Origin of the sequence: Streptomyces iconiensis, assembly GCF_028657195.3 — a bacterium.
Lineage (GTDB): Bacteria > Actinomycetota > Actinomycetes > Streptomycetales > Streptomycetaceae > Streptomyces > Streptomyces iconiensis.
This window is the reverse complement of the sequence record NZ_JANCPR020000028.1, coordinates 110789-128916: the sequence shown is the minus strand read 5'-3', so window position 1 is coordinate 128916 and position 18128 is coordinate 110789. Positions and strand designations below refer to the sequence as shown.

General features: G+C 71.6%; 16 protein-coding genes. 9 read left to right on the top strand and 7 right to left on the bottom strand.

All coding sequences use genetic code 11. The annotated features are described in order from the left end of the window. Positions 1 to 53: 53 nt before the first annotated feature. The 5 genes from NMN56_RS26170 to NMN56_RS26150 all read right to left on the bottom strand — a co-directional run bounded on the left by NMN56_RS26170 (position 54) and on the right by NMN56_RS26150 (position 4187). The gene (locus NMN56_RS26170) at positions 54 to 713 is read right to left on the bottom strand and encodes a response regulator transcription factor (RefSeq protein WP_274041833.1); all 660 of its coding nucleotides are present in this window, start codon (positions 711 to 713) and stop codon (positions 54 to 56) included. Continuing rightward, positions 710 to 2296: a sensor histidine kinase gene (locus NMN56_RS26165; RefSeq protein WP_280842715.1), complete on the bottom strand. Its 1587-nt coding sequence runs from the start codon at positions 2294 to 2296 to the stop codon at positions 710 to 712. The genes NMN56_RS26170 and NMN56_RS26165 overlap by 4 nt, the downstream gene beginning before the upstream one ends. A gap of 82 nt (positions 2297 to 2378) precedes the next feature. Further along, positions 2379 to 2738, bottom strand: coding sequence for a hypothetical protein (locus NMN56_RS26160; RefSeq protein WP_274041831.1), 360 nt, complete (start codon positions 2736 to 2738; stop codon positions 2379 to 2381). A 436-nt stretch (positions 2739 to 3174) separates the two neighbouring features. After that, a complete protein-coding gene (locus NMN56_RS26155; RefSeq protein ID WP_274041830.1) occupies positions 3175 to 3456 on the bottom strand; it encodes an Lrp/AsnC family transcriptional regulator in 282 nt (93 codons plus the stop codon). Continuing rightward, complete coding sequence (locus tag NMN56_RS26150) at positions 3453 to 4187, bottom strand: rhomboid family intramembrane serine protease (protein WP_274041829.1); 735 nt, start codon at positions 4185 to 4187, stop codon at positions 3453 to 3455. The genes NMN56_RS26155 and NMN56_RS26150 overlap by 4 nt, the downstream gene beginning before the upstream one ends. Positions 4188 to 4399: 212 nt before the next feature. On the opposite strand from NMN56_RS26150, the gene NMN56_RS26145 reads away from it, so the two are divergent. The 5 genes from NMN56_RS26145 (at position 4400) to NMN56_RS26125 (ending at position 10116) form a co-directional block, all read left to right on the top strand. Beyond that, positions 4400 to 4639, top strand: a complete 240-nt coding sequence (locus tag NMN56_RS26145; protein ID WP_274041828.1) for a hypothetical protein — start codon at positions 4400 to 4402, stop codon at positions 4637 to 4639. A 221-nt stretch (positions 4640 to 4860) separates the two neighbouring features. Continuing rightward, entirely contained in the window at positions 4861 to 6150 is a 1290-nt protein-coding gene (locus tag NMN56_RS26140) for an NYN domain-containing protein (protein WP_430542713.1), read from the top strand. A 289-nt stretch (positions 6151 to 6439) separates the two neighbouring features. Continuing rightward, positions 6440 to 7471 (top strand): C40 family peptidase, encoded by a 1032-nt coding sequence (locus NMN56_RS26135; RefSeq protein ID WP_274041827.1) that lies wholly within the window; start codon positions 6440 to 6442, stop codon positions 7469 to 7471. Between the two features lie 274 nt (positions 7472 to 7745). Next, positions 7746 to 8804 carry a C40 family peptidase gene (locus NMN56_RS26130; protein WP_430542705.1) on the top strand — a complete coding sequence of 353 codons (1059 nt, stop codon included), beginning with the start codon at positions 7746 to 7748 and terminating at the stop codon, positions 8802 to 8804. Between the two features lie 31 nt (positions 8805 to 8835). Further along, complete coding sequence (locus tag NMN56_RS26125; protein WP_274041826.1) at positions 8836 to 10116, top strand: hypothetical protein; 1281 nt, start codon at positions 8836 to 8838, stop codon at positions 10114 to 10116. Between the two features lie 14 nt (positions 10117 to 10130). Here NMN56_RS26125 and NMN56_RS26120 read toward each other — a convergent pair whose 3' ends face one another. Beyond that, on the bottom strand, positions 10131 to 11522 hold the full coding sequence (locus NMN56_RS26120) for a glycosyltransferase 87 family protein (RefSeq protein WP_274041825.1): 1392 nt from the start codon (positions 11520 to 11522) through the stop codon (positions 10131 to 10133). A gap of 111 nt (positions 11523 to 11633) precedes the next feature. On the opposite strand from NMN56_RS26120, the gene NMN56_RS26115 reads away from it, so the two are divergent. After that, a complete protein-coding gene (locus tag NMN56_RS26115) occupies positions 11634 to 12785 on the top strand; it encodes a glycosyltransferase family 4 protein (protein ID WP_274041824.1) in 1152 nt (383 codons plus the stop codon). Positions 12786 to 13038: 253 nt separating this feature from the next. On the opposite strand, the gene NMN56_RS26110 is transcribed toward NMN56_RS26115, so the two are convergent. Then, positions 13039 to 14871, bottom strand: a complete 1833-nt coding sequence (locus NMN56_RS26110; protein WP_274041823.1) for an AMP-dependent synthetase/ligase — start codon at positions 14869 to 14871, stop codon at positions 13039 to 13041. A gap of 298 nt (positions 14872 to 15169) precedes the next feature. Between NMN56_RS26110 and NMN56_RS26105 the strand changes: the two genes are divergently transcribed. From NMN56_RS26105 to NMN56_RS26095, 3 genes are all read left to right on the top strand, one after another. Beyond that, the gene (locus NMN56_RS26105) at positions 15170 to 15931 is read left to right on the top strand and encodes a metallophosphoesterase family protein (protein ID WP_274041822.1); all 762 of its coding nucleotides are present in this window, start codon (positions 15170 to 15172) and stop codon (positions 15929 to 15931) included. 183 nt (positions 15932 to 16114) lie between these two features. Then, positions 16115 to 16585: an SRPBCC family protein gene (locus tag NMN56_RS26100; protein ID WP_274041960.1), complete on the top strand. Its 471-nt coding sequence runs from the start codon at positions 16115 to 16117 to the stop codon at positions 16583 to 16585. Continuing rightward, positions 16582 to 18102 (top strand): ArsA family ATPase, encoded by a 1521-nt coding sequence (locus NMN56_RS26095; protein ID WP_274041959.1) that lies wholly within the window; start codon positions 16582 to 16584, stop codon positions 18100 to 18102. Before NMN56_RS26100 ends, NMN56_RS26095 begins: the two co-directional genes overlap by 4 nt. Positions 18103 to 18128: the final 26 nt, after the last annotated feature.

The following is an 18128-nucleotide window of genomic DNA, read 5'->3' as shown; positions in this document are numbered from 1 at the left end:
GCCCCCGGCCCTCGCGTCCCCCGTTGTGCGTCCCCCGTTGTCCCCGCCCGGGCTCACGGCAGCCGGTAGCCCATCCCGCGTACCGTCTCGACCCGTTCGGCGCCCAGTTTCTTGCGCAGTGCCCGTACGTACACGTCCACGATGTTCGACCCGGGGTCGAAATCGTAGCCCCACACGTGGGACAGGATCTGCTCCCGGGAGAGCACCTGCCCGGGGTGGCGCAGGAACAGCTCCAGCAGCACGAACTCGCGCGCCGTCAGGTCGACCACCCGTTCGTCGGCGCGTGCGCGCCGAGTGCGCAGGTCCAGGGAGAGGCCGCCGCTGCGCAGCACGGTCACCTCGGGCACGCGCGCGGCCGTACGCAGCCGCAGCCTTACCCGGGCGAGCAGTTCCTCGAAGCGGAACGGCTTGGTCATCCAGTCGTCGGCGCCCCCTTCGAGCCCGGCGACCGTATCCCGTACGGAGTCGCGCGCGGTCAGCACGATCACCGGTACCGTCACCTGCGCCTCGCGCATCTCCCGCAGCACCGTGAAGCCGTCCCGGCCGGGAAGCCCGATGTCGAGGATGACGAGGTCGAAGCCGCCTGTGCAGGCGTAGTCGTACGCCGTGTCTCCGTCGGCCGCCACGGTGGTGGTGAACCCGCTCGCGCGCAGCCCCTTCTCGACAAAGGCGGCGATGCGCTCCTCGTCCTCGACTATCAGTACGCGTGTCATGTGACCTCCCCCGTCTCCCGCCGGCTGCCGTCCCGCGGCCCGGGCTCTTCGCGCGGCCCGAACACCTCGCGGGGCTCGAATTCGTTGCGCGGTTCGAACTCATCGCAGGGCTCGAACTCTTCCTGCGACATGAGCTCTTCGCGCAGCGCGAGGTCGTCAGGCGGCGGGAACTCCTCCGGCAGTGCGAGTACCTCCGGCAGAACCTGGTCCGGTGGCGCGTGATCCGGCAGTACGAGGAGGAAGGTCGCGCCGCCGCCCGGCGTGTGCCGCAGCTCGACCCGCCCTCCGTGGTGCCCCTCGGCGATGGCCTTGACGATGGAGAGGCCGAGCCCCGCGCCGCTGCCGCGTGAGCCGCGCCGCGCTGTGCCCCTGCGGAACCGTTCGAAGATCAGCCCCGCGTCGTCGGCGCTGACCCCGGGGCCGCTGTCGGTGACGTACAGCTCGATCACCCGCGCGCCCGGGCGCTGCGGGTCCTCGGTGCGCCGCGAGCCGATCAGCACGGTGGCTCCGGGCGCGGTGTGCTGCACGGCGTTCTGCGCGAGCTGCACCATCGCCTGGGTGACGCGCTGCGGGTCGAGCAGCACGGTGCCCTCGGCGACCTGTGCGAGCTGCCATTCGCGCCAGCCCAGCAACCGCGCCTTGACGAAGACATCGGCGGTCAGCTCGGCCAGCTCCACCGGCTCGGCCGTGACGAAGTCGGGCCGTTCGGCCTTGGCGAGAAGCAGCAGGTCCTCCACGATGCGGCTCATCCTGTCCAGCTCATCGGTCACGACCCGGACGGTCTCCTCGCGCTCCTCCGGTTCGTCTCCCATCAGCTCCAGGTGGCCGCGCACGATGGTGATGGGCGTGCGCAGCTCGTGCCCGGCGTCGTCCACGAAGTGCCGCTGCGCGGCGAAGGCGCCCTCCAGCCGGTCCAGCATCGCGTTGAACGTCTCGGCCAGCTCCGAGATGTCGTCCCTTCCGCGCACGGGGATGCGCCGCGTGAGGTCCTGGCCGGTCAGCTGGGCCGCCGTCGCCCGCACCAGCCGTACGGGCGCGAGGATACGGCCCGCGACGGCCCAGCCGATACCGCAGGTCAGCAGCAGTGCGACGCCCGATATGGCGAGCAGGATCCGGAACACCTCGTTGGGCCCGGCCTGTTCGCGGTCGGCGTGGAAGGCGACGACGAAGGTGCCGCCTGGCGAGCTGCCACCCGGTTCGATGGTGACGCGGGCCCAGCGGATCTCGCCCTCGGGACGGTGCAGGGTGCCGCTGCGCTCCTTGCCGTCGGTGAGGGAACGCAGGGCCGCCTTGTCCTTGTGGAGCGGCAGCGGCGAGGGGATGTCACGGCTCTGCCGGATGACCTTGCCGCGCACGACGCCGAGCAGTTCCTCGTCCGGGTCGGAGTACTGCCGTTCCAGGAAGACCTTCAGCAGCCGTCCGGCCTCGGTGAAGGAGCGGCCCGTCTCGGGATCCTGGCCGCGCTCGACGAAGTTGGCGAATTCGCCGGTCTCCTGCTCCAGCAGCTTGGTGATGCGGTGCTCGACGTCGCGCATCAGGATCGAGCGGGTGGTCGTGGCAACGGCGCCGAGGGCGACGGCCATCACCACGAGCAGCCACAGCAGGATGCGGACGCGCGCAGATATCCAGGGCCGCTTGGGTACGGCGGTCGGCTCGGCGGTGTGCTCATCCGTCGTCGCCGGGTCCGTCGTCTCCGTCGTCGTCGCCCTGGTCCTTGTTCGTGCTGGGTGAGCCTGAGGGGGAATTGGCGTCATCGTCGGGCCCGTCGTCGTTCGAGTCGTCGGTGGCGGGCGGTCGGGGGACCGTCTCGGCGTCGCCGGGCGAGGTCGAGGAGGACGGGTCCGTGCCCGAGGGTGGCTTGCCGGACCGGGAGGGGCCGGTCGACGGGCTCTCGCTTTCCAGCTGGACCTTGGCCGGTGGTTCCGCCTTGTCGGGGCTGTCGGTGAGCACGTAACTGGTGATGGCGATGCCCAGCGGGATCGCCACCACGGCCGCCAGAGTAGCTATGCGGTGAGAGAAGGCCATACGGGGAAGGCTGCCCGGCGCACCCGCACCGGCTGATGAAGACCGGATGAGGAAACCTTCACCAACAGGTCCGTACCACGAGCAGCCAGAGCGAGCGGCAGCGGCAGCGGCGAAGCCGGACCCGTGACTCGCCGGTGCCGTAACTCAGAGGTGCGGAGGTCCGAGGTGCCGCACCTCAGGAGCGCGGGGCCCCCACAGCGCCGGGACTCAGGAGTGCCGGGACTCAACGGCGCCCGGACCGAGGAGCGCCGCGACCCCACAGCGCCGGCCCGCAACAACCCTGGGCCCCACAGCGCAGGCCCGCAGCATCGCATCGCAGGCCCCAACAGCCTGGGCCCCACAGCGCCGTGCGCCAACGGCTCAGGCGCTCCAGCCTCACAGCACCGGTCCCGGTCTCCCGGCACCCACCCGGGGCGCTCGCACCGTCCCGGGACGGTCAGGCGTCCAGGCCGATCGCGAACGCCGACTCCAGATCGTGCTGCGAGTACGTACGGAACGCGATGTGCGTCTCGGTGGAGACGACGCCGGGCACCTTGCTGATCCGGCCGGGGATCACATCCGCGAGATCGTCGTGCCGGGCGACCCTGACCATCGCGATCAGATCGTGCGCACCGGTGACCGAGTAGACCTCGCTGACGCCCTCCAGAGCGGCGATCTGCTCGGCGATCTCGGGGATGCGGTCGGTGCTGGTGCTGATGAGCACGATCGAAGTGATCACGGCGGTGACTCTCCCTCGGGAACGGGGGTTGGCGTGGTCACTCTAGCCCGGCGGTATCGGAGCCAGGCGTACAGGAAGCCCAGCGTGAAGCCGACCACGTGCGCCAGATACGCGACACCTGGACCGTCGCCGTCCTGCCGTACGGCCAGCCACTGGAGCGTGAGCCAGAACACCAGCACGATCCAGGCGGGGAAGCGCAGCGGCAGGAAGAAGAGGAAGGGGAAGACGCTGGTGACGCGGGTGCGGGGAAAGAGGTAGAGGAAGGCGCCCAGGACACCGGAGATGGCGCCCGAGGCCCCGACGAGCGTCTCGGCCGACCCGGGGTGCGAGGCCGCGTAGCAGAGCATCGCCACGTAGCCGGTCCCCAGATAGAAGAGGACGAAGCGCGCCGGGCCCATCCGCTGCTCGACCATGCCGCCGAAGACGAAGAGGAAGAGCAGGTTGCCCAGCAGGTGCAGCCAGTTGCCGTGCAGGAACAGCGCGGTCAGCGGCGCGGTCAGTGGCTTGGCGGCGCCGCTCAGCAGGGCGCGCGGCACCACGCCCCAGCGGTTGAAGTAGGCGGACTGCGCCTCGCGCAGTGCGTCCCCCGTGCCGTAGGAGGGGACGAGTCCTGAGGCGGGGCCGATCAGGAAGATCAGGCAGCAGAGGCCGATGAGGGTGTACGTCACCAGGGGCCGCTTCCCGCCGTGCGGGCCCCGGGGGAGTGCGTCAGCGCGGTCGGTGCCGTCCATGGGCGGGATCATGACGGCTGGATGACGGGGCAGACTCCTCGACACACGCGGCAGTCCGCAGGCCGTAGGGTTTACGGGAAGTGACCCCGTGCCCGCATGTCCATGATGCGCCGTATGTGCTGGTCGAGCGAGCTGAAGCGCACGTAAGTGAACGCAAGCGAACGCAAGCGAATGCACTGACACCGAGGACACGTAGGAAATGGAGACAAACGATGGCGGTCCCTACGCCCACGGCCGAAACCCGCTGGCGCTGCACCCTGTGCGGCAATCTGACCCGGTTCGATGTGACCCGTTCCAGCAAGGTGGTCGAGTACGTCCATCTGGACCTGGCAGGGGCGCCGAACGTGGAAGAGCGGGAGGTGCTCAGTGAGAGCATCGAGACCGTGCGCTGCCGCTGGTGCAATGCCGTGGACGAGGTCGAGCTGGTTGACCGGCCGGGCGCAGAGGTCTGAGGACTGAGAAACGGCAGGTGTGACCGGTGGTGGAACGGACGGGCGGTGACAGGGAGCCCGCGGCTTCGGCTGCCTCCGGGGAAACCAGCCGGTCCGAGGGGTCGGTAGACGCTCACAAGTCCGCCGGCCCCGGCGGATCCGCCGGCCCCGGGTCCCAGGAGTCCGGCGCCTCACCGGAGGCGAGCGGCTCCGCCTCCGGTGACGAGGCGCTCGACCGGCCCCTGCCCGAGAAGGTGCGCCGCCGGGTCGTCACGTTCACGGGGGACGCGCTCGGCGGTCTGACCATCGCGGAACTCCCGCCACCGCTACGGCAGTACGCCCGCTTCACGCCGCAGCGCCGCGCCAAGTTCGGCGGCAACGCCATGGCGGCTGCCCTGGAGAGCGACGCGGTCTTCCGTCAGCGCGTCTCCGTACGGCTGCGCGAACAGTTCGCCGAGCTGGCGGCTGCGCTCGACGCCGGTATTCCGCCACCGGCGGCCGACCCCGTCGATGTCGCCGCCATCGCCTACGTCCTGCGGCCCCCCGGCTGGCCCAAACTCGTCGCAGCCGCCGGTGAGGAAGCGCAGCGCGCGCAGGCCGAACGCGCGGGCGAGGAGGCCCAGCGCGAACTGGCGCGGCTGCGCGAGGAACTGTCGGCGGCCAAGGGGGCGGCCCGCGAGGAGGCCGAACGGAGCCGCCGCGAACAGGAGGCGCTCCGCAAGGAGCTGGAGAGCACCCACCGCAAACTGCGCAGCGCCCAGAGCGACGTACGCCGTGGCGAGGCCGCGGCGCGCAAACTCCAGGCCGAACTGGAGGCGCTCCGTACCTCGTCAGCTTCGGAGAAGGCAGCGGCCGACGGTGAGGCACGCCGGCTCAGGGCCAAGCTCGCCGAGACCGAGACCGCGCTGGAGTCGGGGCGCCGCGCGGCACGCGAGGGCCGCAGCGTCGAGGACATGCGCGTACGGCTGCTCCTCGACACCGTTCTGGACGCGGCGCAGGGCCTGCGCCGCGAGCTGGCGCTCCCGCCGTCCGAGGGCCGCCCGGCCGATACGGTCGACGCGGTGGAGCCGGGCAGGATGTCCCCCAAGGACGTGGCGGCCAGGGCTCTTTCGGAGACGGACCCGGCGCTGCTCGACCAACTCCTCGCGCTGCCACAGGCGCACCTGGTGGTGGACGGCTACAACGTCACCAAGACCGGCTATCCGGCGCTGCCCCTGGAGAAGCAGCGGCTGCGGCTGCTGGGCGGTCTCGCCGTGCTCGCTGCCCAGTCGGGCGCCGAGGTGACCTGCGTGTTCGACGGCGCCGAACTGGCGGCGCCCGTACTGCTCGCACCGCCGCGCGGTGTGCGGGTGCTCTTCTCCAAGCCGGGCCAGACGGCGGACGAACTGATCCGGCGGCTCGTACGCGCCGAACCCCCGGGCCGCCCGGTCGTGGTGGTCTCCACGGACCGCGAGGTCGCCGACGGCTGCGCCGCGGCGGGCGCGCGCCCCGTGGCATCGGCGCTGCTCCTCAAGCGCCTTGCCCGGAGCTGACGTTGACCCACTGCGGAGCCCGCGGTGCTGTCTCTGTGTGAGCTTGTCATCGCTGGCTGTGGGCGATGAGTAAAGAATGCGCTTGTGAGGCGGCTTTTTCCCCGAGGGATTTGATCCGATCACTGAGGCGTGGCTAGTGTCTGGGCTCGAACCTTCGCTCGGTTGATCACCTATCCGGGGTGACAGCGGAGGCCCGCCTAGTTCCGCCGAGTTGAGACCGACCAGTCTCCACGGAGTGGAGCCGGAATGACCGACCGGTAGGCGGCTGAGGAAGAAGGAGCTCGCCCCAGTGGCGTCCCACCGTCGTCCCAAGCAGCCGAGCCGCGCGCGTGTCAGCGTTCTGACTGCGACCGCAGCGGCAGCCGTCGCCCTCACCTCCCAGGCGGCTCACGCCGACCCGCAGGAGTCCAAGAAGGACGTCAAGGAGAAGGTCGACAAGCTCTACGAGGACGCCGAGGCGGCGACCGAGAAGTACAACGGAGCCAAGGAAAAGCACAAGAAGCTCCAGAAGCAGGTCGAGAACCTCCAGGACAGCGTCGCGCGCGGCCAGGGCGAGCTGAACAAGATGCGTGACGGCCTCGGTTCGATGGCCACGGCGCAGTACCGCTCCGGTGGCATCGACCCCTCGTTGCAGCTCTTCCTCTCCTCCGACCCGGACAACTACCTGGACCGGGCCTCGGCCATGGACCAGTTGAGCACCAAGCAGTCCGACGCGCTCAAGAAGATCGAGACCAAGCAGCAGTCGCTCGCGCAGCAGCGCAAGGAAGCGACAGGCAAGCTGGAGGACCTCGCCAGCACCCGCGAGGAACTGGGCGAGAAGAAGGCCAAGATCCAGGGCAAGCTCTCCAAGGCCCAGGGCCTGCTCAACTCCCTGAGCGCCAAGGAGCGCGAGCGCATCGACGCCAAGCAGGACCGCGCCGACCGCACCTCCGACAAGCGCGCCGACCTCGGCAAGACCCCGCCCTCCAGCGGCCGTGCAGCCGCCGCTTTCGCCGCGGCCAAGGGCAAGATCGGCTCCCCCTACGTGTGGGGCGCGACAGGGCCCAGCTCGTTCGACTGCTCCGGGCTCACCTCCTGGGCGTACCAGCAGGCCGGCGTCTCGCTGCCGCGTACCTCGCAGGCTCAGGCCAACGCGGGGACGCGCATATCGAGCCAGAGCCAACTCAAGCCCGGCGACCTGGTGTTCTTCTACAACGACCTGCACCACGTGGGCTTCTACGCGGGCAACGGTCAGATCCTGCACGCGCCCAAGCCGGGCGCCAGCGTGCGGTTCGAGTCGATCAACAACATGCCGTTCATGTTCGGCGCCAGGGTCGGCTGACCCTCAACGGACCCTTCGGGGAGACCCCTCCACGGGGTCGCTCCACGCGGAGACCGCCCGAACACCAGGCGGTGCGATGAGCGGTAAACGTCGTTCGTCCGAGTGAAACCGGCGCGGTGCCGATGACCCCCGCACCCCGCCGGTGACCTGCGCCGTCAGTGAGTCGCATGGCGCACATGCGGATTCACCGACGAGGCGCGGTCCTTGGACACCTGTGATGGCGCGGCTACATTCTGCGGGCGCAGTTCGCCTAGCGGAAGGAGCGCGTCCTCCAGTGGCATCGCACCGGGCCCTTCGACGTAACCCGCATATTCCGGCGCCCTCGTACGGCTGGCCCACCCGGGTCGCCGTGCTGTCGGTGGCGGCGGCAGGCACGGCGGCAGTGCTCGCGCCGACCGGACCAGCGGGCGCGGCACCCGCCGACGACAAGCCGTCGGCCGCAACCGTGAACTCGCGCGTCGACCAGCTCTACGAGCAGGCGGAGAGCGCGACCGAGAAGTACAACGGCGCGGCCGAACGCACCGGCAAGCTCAGGCGCCAGGTGGAGCACGCGCAGGACAGCGTCGCGCGCGGCCAGGCCGAGGTGAACGACATGCGGGACGGGCTCGCCTCGCTCGCCGGCGCCCAGTACCGCGAGGGAGGCATCGATCCGGCCCTCGCGCTGATGCTCACCGAGAACCCGGACAGCTATCTCGACAAGGCCGCGACCCTCGATCGCGTCAGCAGCCGCCAGACGCTCAGGCTGCGCCAACTCCAGGCAGCGCAGCGGAGCCTGAGGCAGGAGCGTGCCGAGGCCGCGGACAAGCTGGACCGCCTCGACAGCCTCCAGCGGTCGCTCAAGCGGCAGAAGAAGAACGTGCAGAAGAAGCTCAGCGCTGCCCAGCGCCTGCTCAACAAGCTCTCTCCCGAGGAGCGTGCTGAGCGCGAGCGTGCCGCACGCGGTGGCGACCGCAGCGAAGGCGGCTCCGGCGACTCCCGGGCCTCCTCGGGCCGCGCCGCAGCGGCCGTCGCCGCGGTCGAGTCCGCCGTCGGCTCACCGTACGCGTGGGGAGCGGCGGGACCGGGCACGTTCGACTGCTCGGGACTCACGCAGTGGGCCTACGGCAAGGCGGGCACCTCCATCCCCCGTACCTCCCAGGGCCAGCGCTCGGCCGGGCGGCAGGTACCGCTCAGTGAGGCACGCCCCGGTGACCTCGTGGTCTACCGCGACGACGCCAGCCACGTCGGGATGTACACGGGCAACGGCCAGGTCGTACACGCCCCCTACCCCGGCGCCCAGGTGCGCTACGACCCGGTGGGCATGATGCCCGTCTCCGCCGTCACCCGCCCCTGAGAGCCGGAGCAGCCCCCGTACGATCGCTCATGTGGGTGCTGACCGGCGGGGCGGAACGGGACGTTCAGGGCGAGCGCTGTGCGCGGCGCTCGCCCTCACCGTTCTCGCGGGGCTCTCCGCCTGCGGCGGCGCGGACGGCGAAGGGCCCGAAGACGCCGTGCTCCAGGGGGTGCTGGCGCGGCAGGCCGTCGCCGTACGGAAGGGCGACGAGCGCGGCTATCTCGCGGAGACCGACCCCCGCGCCACCCGCTACCGCACCGAACAGCGGCGCGTCTTCCGCAATCTGCGGCTGCTGCCCCTGTCCGAGTGGTCCTACGAGGTGCGCGAGGTGGCCGGAGCCGAGGACGGCGGGCGTGCCACAGCCGAGGTGGCGCTGCGCTACCGCCTCGCGGGCTATGACCGGGTCACCACCACGGCCACCGAACGGCTCGGCTTCGTACGGCGCGAGGGGCGCTGGTACGTCGCCTCCGAACGTGAGGGCAGCGCACGGCAGTTGTGGGAGCAGGGCGAGATGCGCGTGGTGCGGGGCGAGCACAGCCTGGTGATGGGTGTCGGGCGTTCCCGGCCGGCGCTGCGCGCGCTCGCGCGGACCGCGGACAAGGCCGTCCCCGCCGTCGAAGCTGCCTGGCCACGGAAGTGGTCCCGCAAGCTCGTGCTGGAGGCCCCCGCCTCCCTCACCGCCATGGGCGGCCTGCTCAAGTCCCCCGCCTCCTCCTACGAGGGCATCGCCGCCGTCACCACCGGGGAGGCGGACGGCAACGGGCGTGCCGAGACGCCCGCCGACCGGATCGTCGTCAACCCCGGGGCCTACGGGATGCTCAGCGGTACGGGCAGGCAGGTCGTGCTCACCCACGAGGCCACGCACGTCGCCACGCGCGACGCGACCACGCCCGCCACCCCGATGTGGCTCTCCGAGGGCATCGCCGACTGGGCCGGGTACCGGGACGCGGACCAGCCACCGCGTACGGCCGCACCCGAACTCACCCGCGCCGTCACGGGGGAAGCGAAGGGCGGGCAGATCGCGGCGCTGCGGGCGCTGCCCTCCGACGCCCAGTTCCGCTTCGGCAGCGACCCGGAGAAGCTGGCCCGCGCCTACGAGGGCGGCTGGCTGGCCTGCCGGATGATCGCCGAACAGTGGGGCGAGGACAAGCTCGTCGCGCTCTACGCCCGCGCAGGCGACGAGGGCGAAGCGCGCCGTCAGGACACCGGGGCCGCGCTGGACGCCGTACTCGGCATCGGCGAGAAGGAGTTCACGGAGCGCTGGCGTGCCTACGTGGTACGGGAGTTGAAGGACAGCGGCAGCGGAAGCTGACGCGGTGCGGGTCGCTACCAGGTGAGCAGGCGTTCGCTGTGCGGCCCCGGGGGGTCGCCCTTCCTGCCGGAGGAGCCCCCGGCCCCGGCCGCCTCGTCGCCTTCGTGCCCGGCCTCGTCCTCGTTCCCGCCGCCGTCCTCGTTCTCGCCCTCGCCTTCGCCCTCGCCCCTGAGCCGGGGCTCGGTGACCGTCGTACGCCACAGGCGGGTGCAGGCGATGAGGGTGGCGGCGATCAGGAGGCCGTTGCGGGTCGCCAGCACCAGGATGCCCAGACCGTCACTGGCCACCACGTGCGCGAACCAGATGGGGAACTCCAGCAGCGTCAGCCCCGTCGCGGCCAGCACCAGGCAGGCGGGCAGCACCTGGCGGCTCGCGCGCAGCGTCAGGCACACGGCGGCCAGCCCCACCAGCCAGACCAGGTACTGCGGGCTGAGCACCCGGCTCGTGGTGGTGAAGACCAGTACGGCGGCGAAGGCGGCGTCAGCGTGCGTGCCCGGCGTCCAGGCGCGCGCCCGCAGCCGCCAGAGCAGCAGCCAGCCGAACCCCAGCACGGTCAGCGCCAGCGCCGCGTCGCTCACGAGCCGCACATGCGGGCCGACGAACTCCATCGAGCCGTAGTGCAGCAGCACCTGGCCCTCCCAGCCGAAGTGCCGGGCCACATGCAGGGCGAGCGCACCGACGGACTCCACCTCGGTGCCCCGGCCACCCTGCGCGGTCAGGAAGTCGAGCGCACCCGGCATGGTGGCCGTGAACCCGGCCATCAGCAGCGCGGCGACCGCGGCGGCCGTCGTCCACATCGCCCGCGCGGCCCGACCGCGCCGCGCCCCGAGCAGCAGCAGTGCGGGCCACACCTTCACCATCGCGCCGAGGGCCGTGAGCGCACCCGCGGCGCGGGGGCGGCGCGCCGCGGCCAGCAGCGCCGCCACGGCGACGGCCGTGACCATCAGGTCGTAGCGCGCGTACGCGGTCGGCCCCAGCAGCGGTACGCCCGCGATCCACAGCCACACCCCGGCACGCCTGCCGTAGCGGACGCCGCGCGCCGTGTGGCAGCCCCGGCGCCGGCTCGCGTACAGCAGCAGCGCGAGGACGGCGGCGTCGGCGGTGCAGGCGAGCACGTAGAAGGCGGAGGCGTAGTCGAGGAGGCCCAGGCCCGTCAGCAGCCCGGGGGAGAGGATGGCGAGCGCGGCGGCGGGCGGATACTGCCAGGTCACGTCGTCGGTGGGGAACGTTCCCGTACGCAGCGTCTCGAACCAGCCGTGGTAGATCACGGAGACGTCCGCGGTCACGTCCAGGTCACCGGGCAGCGTGAACACCTTGAAGACGCACAGCAGAAGGACCGCGCGGGTCACTGCCCAGGCCAGTACGGGCGCGGTCGCGCCACCGGTCGTCGTCGCCTCGCCCCGCACAGATGTCCCCTCGCCGTTCGACCGTGAGGGCCATCATGCCGGTCGGGCCCAGGGCCCGGCCACGAGGAGCGCCAGGCTCCGGCTGAGCCGTTCGCGGTACTGTCGGCGGCGATGGACAAGACCTTGATCGTCACCAACGACTTCCCGCCGCGCCCCGGCGGAATCCAGGCGTTCCTGCACAGCATGGCCCTGCGGCTCGACCCGTCCCAGGTCGTCGTGTACGCGTCCACCTGGAAGCGCGGGACCTCGGCGTCGGAGGCCGCCCTGGCCACGGCGGCCTTCGACGCCGAGCAGCCCTTTCCCGTCGTGCGCGACCGTACGACCATGCTGCTGCCGACGCCCCGCGTGACGCGGCGTGCCGCGGCGCTGCTGCGTGAACACGGCTGCCGCTCCGTGTGGTTCGGGGCCGCGGCGCCGCTCGGGCTGATGGCGCCCGCGCTGCGCAGGGCGGGCGCGGAACGCCTGGTGGCGACGACGCACGGGCACGAGGCCGGCTGGGCACAGCTGCCCGGCGCGCGCCGGCTGCTGCGCCGTATCGGTGAGGGCACGGACACCCTCACCTACCTCGGCGAGTACACCCGCTCGCGGATCGCCGGCGCGCTCACGCCCGAGGCGGCTGCGCGCATGGTGCAACTGCCGCCCGGCGTCGACGAGAAGACCTTCCACCCCGCGTCCGGCGGTGCCGCGATCCGCGCCGAACTGGGCCTGAGCGACCGGCCCGTGATCGTCTGCGTCTCGCGGCTCGTACGCCGTAAGGGGCAGGACACGCTCATCGAGGCGATGCCGCGCGTGCTGGAGGCCGTGCCGGACGCTGTGCTGCTCGTCGTCGGTGGCGGCCCGTACCGCGCCGACCTGGAGAAGCTCGCGGCCGAGCGCGGGCTCACGGACTCCGTCCGCTTCACGGGCCCCGTCCCCTGGGACCAACTGCCCGCGCACTTCGGCGCGGGCGACGTCTTCGCCATGCCCTGCCGTACGCGGCGCGGCGGGCTCGATGTCGAGGGGCTCGGCATCGTCTACCTGGAGGCGTCGGCCACGGGGCTGCCCGTCGTCGCGGGCGACTCGGGCGGCGCGCCGGACGCCGTTCTCGATGGGGAGACCGGCTGGGTTGTCCGAGGGGGGTGCCCCTCCGAGGCGGCCGACCGTGTGGTCTCGCTGTTGCGGGATTCCTCGTTGCGGGCTCGCATGGGTGAGCGGGGGCGCCATTGGGTCGAGAGCCGATGGCGCTGGGATCTTCTCGCGGAGAAGCTGCGGGGCTTGCTTTAGCTGCGCCTGCGCTGCTGCCTGTGCCATGCCTGCGCTGCTGCTGAGGGGGTGCCCCTGGGCGTCCGTTGCAGGCTGCGGCTCTTCTGTGGCTGGGCGCGCCGTTCCCCGCGCCCCTTTGGGAGCACGGTCTTCGTGTGGAGCGTTGGGCTGGTGCCCCTTGTTGTGCTTCGCGGGGTGCCCGTTGCGTCGTGGCTTGGCGCGCCGTTCCCCGCGCCCCTTTGGGCGCCTCTGTGTGGGCGCCCCCGGGTGGGGCCTAGTGGGTGTAGAGGGCTTCGATTTCGTCTGCGAAGTCCTTGGCGACGACGCCGCGCTTCAGTTTGAGTGAGGGGGTCACGTGGCCCGATTCCTCGGTGAACTGGTGGGGGAGTACGCGGAACTTGCGGACGGACTCGGCCCGGGAGACCGCCTTGTTGCCGTCGTCGACGGCGCGCTGCAGCTCGTCGAGGAGTGCGGCGTCGGTGAGGAGTTCGTCGTGGGACAGCGACTCCTTGCCGTGCTCCTTGGCCCAGCGCGGCAGGAACTCCTCGTCCACGGTGAGGAGCGCGCCGATGAAGGGGCGGCCGTCGCCGACGACCATGCACTCGGCGACCAGCGCGTGGGAGCGGATGCGGTCCTCGATGACGGCGGGCGCCACGTTCTTGCCGGCGGCCGTCACCAGGATCTCCTTCTTGCGCCCCGTGATGGCGAGATATCCGTCCACGTCGAGCGAGCCCAGGTCGCCGGTGTGGAACCAGCCGTCGGCGAGCGCCTCCTCGGTGGCCTGGGGGTTGTTCCAGTACTCGGTGAAGAGGTGTTCGCCGTGCAGCAGCACCTCGCCGTCGTCGGCGATACGGATCACGGAACCGGGCAGCGGCTGCCCCACCGTGCCGATCTTCGGCCGGTCGTACGGGTTGAAAGCCGTGGCGGCGCAGGATTCCGTGAGGCCGTAGCCCTCCAGGACGGTGAAGCCGATGCCGCGGAAGAAGTGCCCCAGGTGTGCGCCCAGCGGGGCGCCGCCCGAGATGGCGTGGGTGGCCTGTCCGCCGAGCACGGCCCGCAGCTTGCTGTAGACGAGCCTGTCGAACACCTTGTGCTGGAACTTCAGCTTGAGGGAAGGCCCCGCCGGCTCGTCCAGCGCGCGGCTGTACGCACCGGCCACGGCTGCGGCCTTGTCGAAGATCTTGCCCTTGCCGCCCGCGACGGCCTGCGCACGCGCCGAGTTGAAGACCTTCTCGAAGACGCGCGGCACCCCCAGCACCATCGTCGGCCTGAAGGAGCCGAGTTCATCGGTGAGCTTGCTGAGGTCGGACACATGCCCGAGCTTGATCGGTGCCATGACGGCGGCGACCTGCACCAGCCGCCCGAAGACGTGCGCGACCGGCAGGAAGAGCAGTACGGAGCCCTCGCCCGGCCTGAAGAGCGGGCGCAGCCGCTCCACCACGTTCCCGCACTCGGCGAAGAAGCTGCGGTGCGTGAGCACACAGCCCTTGGGGCGGCCCGTGGTGCCGGAGGTGTAGACGATGGTGGCGGGCGAGTCGGCGTTCGCGACGGAGCCGCGCTCCTCGACCGTCGCGTCGCTGACTCCGGCGCCCGCAGCGCCCAGTTCGGCGACGGCGCCCCGGGGCGCTTCCCCGCCCGTGCCCTCTCCGGTGCCGGGCGCCTCGATCTGCCAGACGTGCGCGAGTCCGGGGAGCCGGTCGCGTACGGACTTGACGGCCTCGGTGTGCGCCTCCGTCTCGACCAGGCAGCCGACGGCCCCCGAGTCGCCGAGGATCCAGCAGATCTGCTCGGGCGAACTGGTCTCGTACACCGGCACCGTGACGCCGCCTGCGCTCCAGATCGCGAAGTCCAGCAGCGTCCACTCGTAACGCGTACGCGACATCAGGCCCACCCGGTCGCCCGGCTCGACGCCGGCGGCGATCAGGCCCTTGGCAGCGGCGTTGACCTCGGCGAGGAAGCCGGCGGCCGTCAGATCCTCCCAGTGCCCTCCCCGCTTGCGTCCGATGACGGGCAAGTCCGGCTGCTGGGCCGCGTTCCTGCGGATCAGATCCGTCAGATTGCCGTCGGCGGGGACTTCGTAAAGGGCCGGAAGGCTGAACTCGCGCAAGACTGCTGCTCCTCGTCGGCACCATGGGCGGGGGCCGTCGAGGGGCGGCCTCCATTGGCTCGGTCCCAAGATCAACATAAGGATCCCGGAAGAATGACGCGCCGGACGTTACCCATCGGTATGGGGGTCGGGATAGAGGGTGACGCCGAGATGTCTTGTGCGTCACATGGTGGAGGTGGCTGATATGCAGCCTAGTCCAGGCGTTCGGGAACACGGAAGCAATCGTGGGTCCTCAGGGGGCGTACACCCTTTTTCCGGACCCTCCCGCGAGGTCGCGCGGGCGATCTAGGGTGGGGCCATGCGAGTGCACGTAGTGAGCGATGTACACGGCAACAGCCAGGACCTCGCGAAGGCGGGCGAAGGGGCCGACGCCGTGGTCTGCCTCGGCGACCTCATTCTCTTCCTGGACTACGCCGACCACTCGCGCGGCATCTTCCCCGACCTCTTCGGGGTCGAGAACGCCGACCGGATCGTCGCCCTGCGCACCGCACGCCGGTTCTCCGAGGCCCACGAACTCTCCCGCCGCCTGTGGGCCGGCATCGACCGGCAGGCGGCGACGGAGGCGGCCGTGCGCAAGCAGTACGCGGAACTGTTCGCGGCCTTCCCCTCGCCGACGTACGCGACGTACGGGAATGTCGACATGCCACTTCTGTGGCCGGAATACGCCCGCGCCGGCACCACCGTCCTGGACGGCGAGACCGTGGACATCGGCGGCCGGCGCTTCGGCTTCGTCGGCGGCGGACTGCGCACCCCGATGCGCACCCCGTACGAGATCGACGACGAGACCTACGCCTCGAAGATCGCCGCGCTCGGCGAGGTCGACGTGCTCTGCACCCACATCCCGCCCGATGTGCCCGAACTGTGCTACGACACCGTCGCGCGCCGCTTCGAGCGGGGCAGCTCGGCGCTGCTGGAGGCCGTCCACACCCTCCGCCCCCGCTACCACGTCTTCGGCCATGTCCATCAGCCGCTCGTCCGCAGAATGCGGATCGGCGCCACCGAGTGCGTCAACGTCGGCCACTTCAACGCCACCGGCACCCCCTGGGCCCTGGAGTGGTGACCCGCAGGGCACGGGGGTTCCCCGGCGCGGGGTAGCCTTCGACGGCAGGCGCTCCCCACGCCACACGGACGGGGGAAGCCGGGACGCGCCCCTCCGTGTGGGCGACCCCTGGGAAGCACGCACGCACAGACACACGGGCAGCCGGCGGCATACGGAAATCGGGCACATCGGAGGGCCATGGCGATGGCGGAACACACCAGCTCTAGCATCACCGTCGACGCAGCACCCGGCGCGGTGATGAAGGTGATCTCCGACTTCCCCCGCTACCCCGAGTGGGCGGGCGAGGTGAAGGAGGCCGAGGTCGTCGAGCACGACGAGCGTGGCCGCGCGGAGAAGGTCCGCCTGCTGCTGGACGCCGGGGCCATCAAGGACGAGCACACGCTCGCGTACGAGTGGGTGGGCGAGCCCGAGCCCAACGAGGTCCGCTGGTCCCTCGTGAAGTCCCAGATGCTGCGCTCCCTCGACGGCGTGTACCGCCTGACCCCCGTGGACGGCGGCGAGCGCACCGAGGTCATGTACCAGCTCACCGTCGACGTCAAGATCCCCATGCTCGGCATGATCAAGCGCAAGGCCGAGAAGGTCATCATCGACCGGGCGCTGGACGGGCTGCGCAAGCGCGTCGAGTCCGGTGGCGCCGAGGGGGCCGAGAGCTGAACGCCGACCGGCGGCCCCAGACCGTACTCGTCACCGGAGCCGGCGGCAGCGGACGTACGACCGTCGCCGCCGCCACGGCCTGTGCCGCCGCGGCGCAGGGCCACAGGACGCTGCTGCTGAGCGCCGAGCCCGCCGTACGCCTGGACGCGCTGCTCGGCGCGGTGGCCGGGGACGCCGTGCCCGGGACGGAAGAGACGGACAGCGGTACGCGCTCCGGGCGGCGCCCGCCCGTCACGGTTCCCGCCGTGCCCGGACTGTGGCTTCTGCGAGTCGACGCGGGTGAAGAGTTCCGTACGCAGGCCGTCGCGCTCCAGGAGCACGGCAAAGCGGCACTGGACATGCTCGGCGCCGCACCCCTCGACGAGGACGAGCTGACCGAACTCCCGGGCGCCGGCGCCTTCGCCCTGCTGCGCGCCCTGCGCACCGCACACGGCGGCGCGGGCGACGACGGGAGCGGGGAGGCCGCGGGAGCCGCGGAGGGTTCGGAGTACGGAGGGTACGGAGAGGACACAGAGGAAGCCGAGTACGCAGAGGGCGCGGAGTACGCCGGGGACCCCGCGGAGTACGCCGGGGACGCCGGGTTCGTCGCCGCCTGGGACATCGTCGTCGTCGACATGCCGCCCACGCCCGACGGGCTCAACCTGCTGGCGCTTCCCGAGCAGTTGAGGCGGTACCTGCGCCGCCTCGTTCCGCAGGAGCGGCAGGCGGCACGCGCGCTGCGGCCCATGCTGGCCCAGCTCGCGGGCGTACCCATGCCCGAGCAGTGGCTCTTCGAGGCCACGGCGCGCTGGGGTGCCGAACTGGCCGAGGTGCAGCGCATAGTCGAGTCTCCGACCACCGCCGTACGCCTGGTGACCGAACCCGGGCCGCTCGCCGCCGAGACGCTGCGCACCTCCGGCGCCGGACTGCGGCTGCACGGCCTGGAGCTGGAATCCGTGATAGCCAACAGGCTGCTGCCGGCGGGTTCGCCCGACTCCTGGCTCTCCGCGCTCTCCGGCCAGCAGCAGACCGCGCTGAAGGAACTCCGCGAGAAGTGCGAGGCGGAGTCCGTACCCCTCTGTGAACTGCCCCACCTCGGCCGCGACCCCCGCGGCCCCGAGGACCTGGCTTCCCTGGCGGGCGCGGCCCGTACGGCCGTGACGGCCGGCGCTGGACAGGGCGCCGCGCGGGACTCCGAGCCCGCTGGCAGGCGCGCTGGGCCCGGCACCGATGTCGCACACGGCTGGGTCGAGGACCGTCTCACGGAGGACGGCAAGTTCGTCTGGCACCTCCCGCTTCCCGGCGCTACCCGGGACGAGCTGGAACTGGTGCGGCGGGGCGATGAGTTGACCGTAGGAGTCGGCCCCTACCGGCGTGTCCTCGCGCTGCCCTCCGCACTGCGCCGCTGCCGGGTCTCCGGCGCGGGCCTCAACGCGGGCGCCCTGCACGTGCGGTTCAGCCCCGACCCCTCGCTGTGGCCGGGGTACGGCAGGGAAGACGGCGCGGGTACGGCCCGGAGCGACGGCTCCCCGGACTGAACGGGCGTACTGGTCGGCCGGGCGGG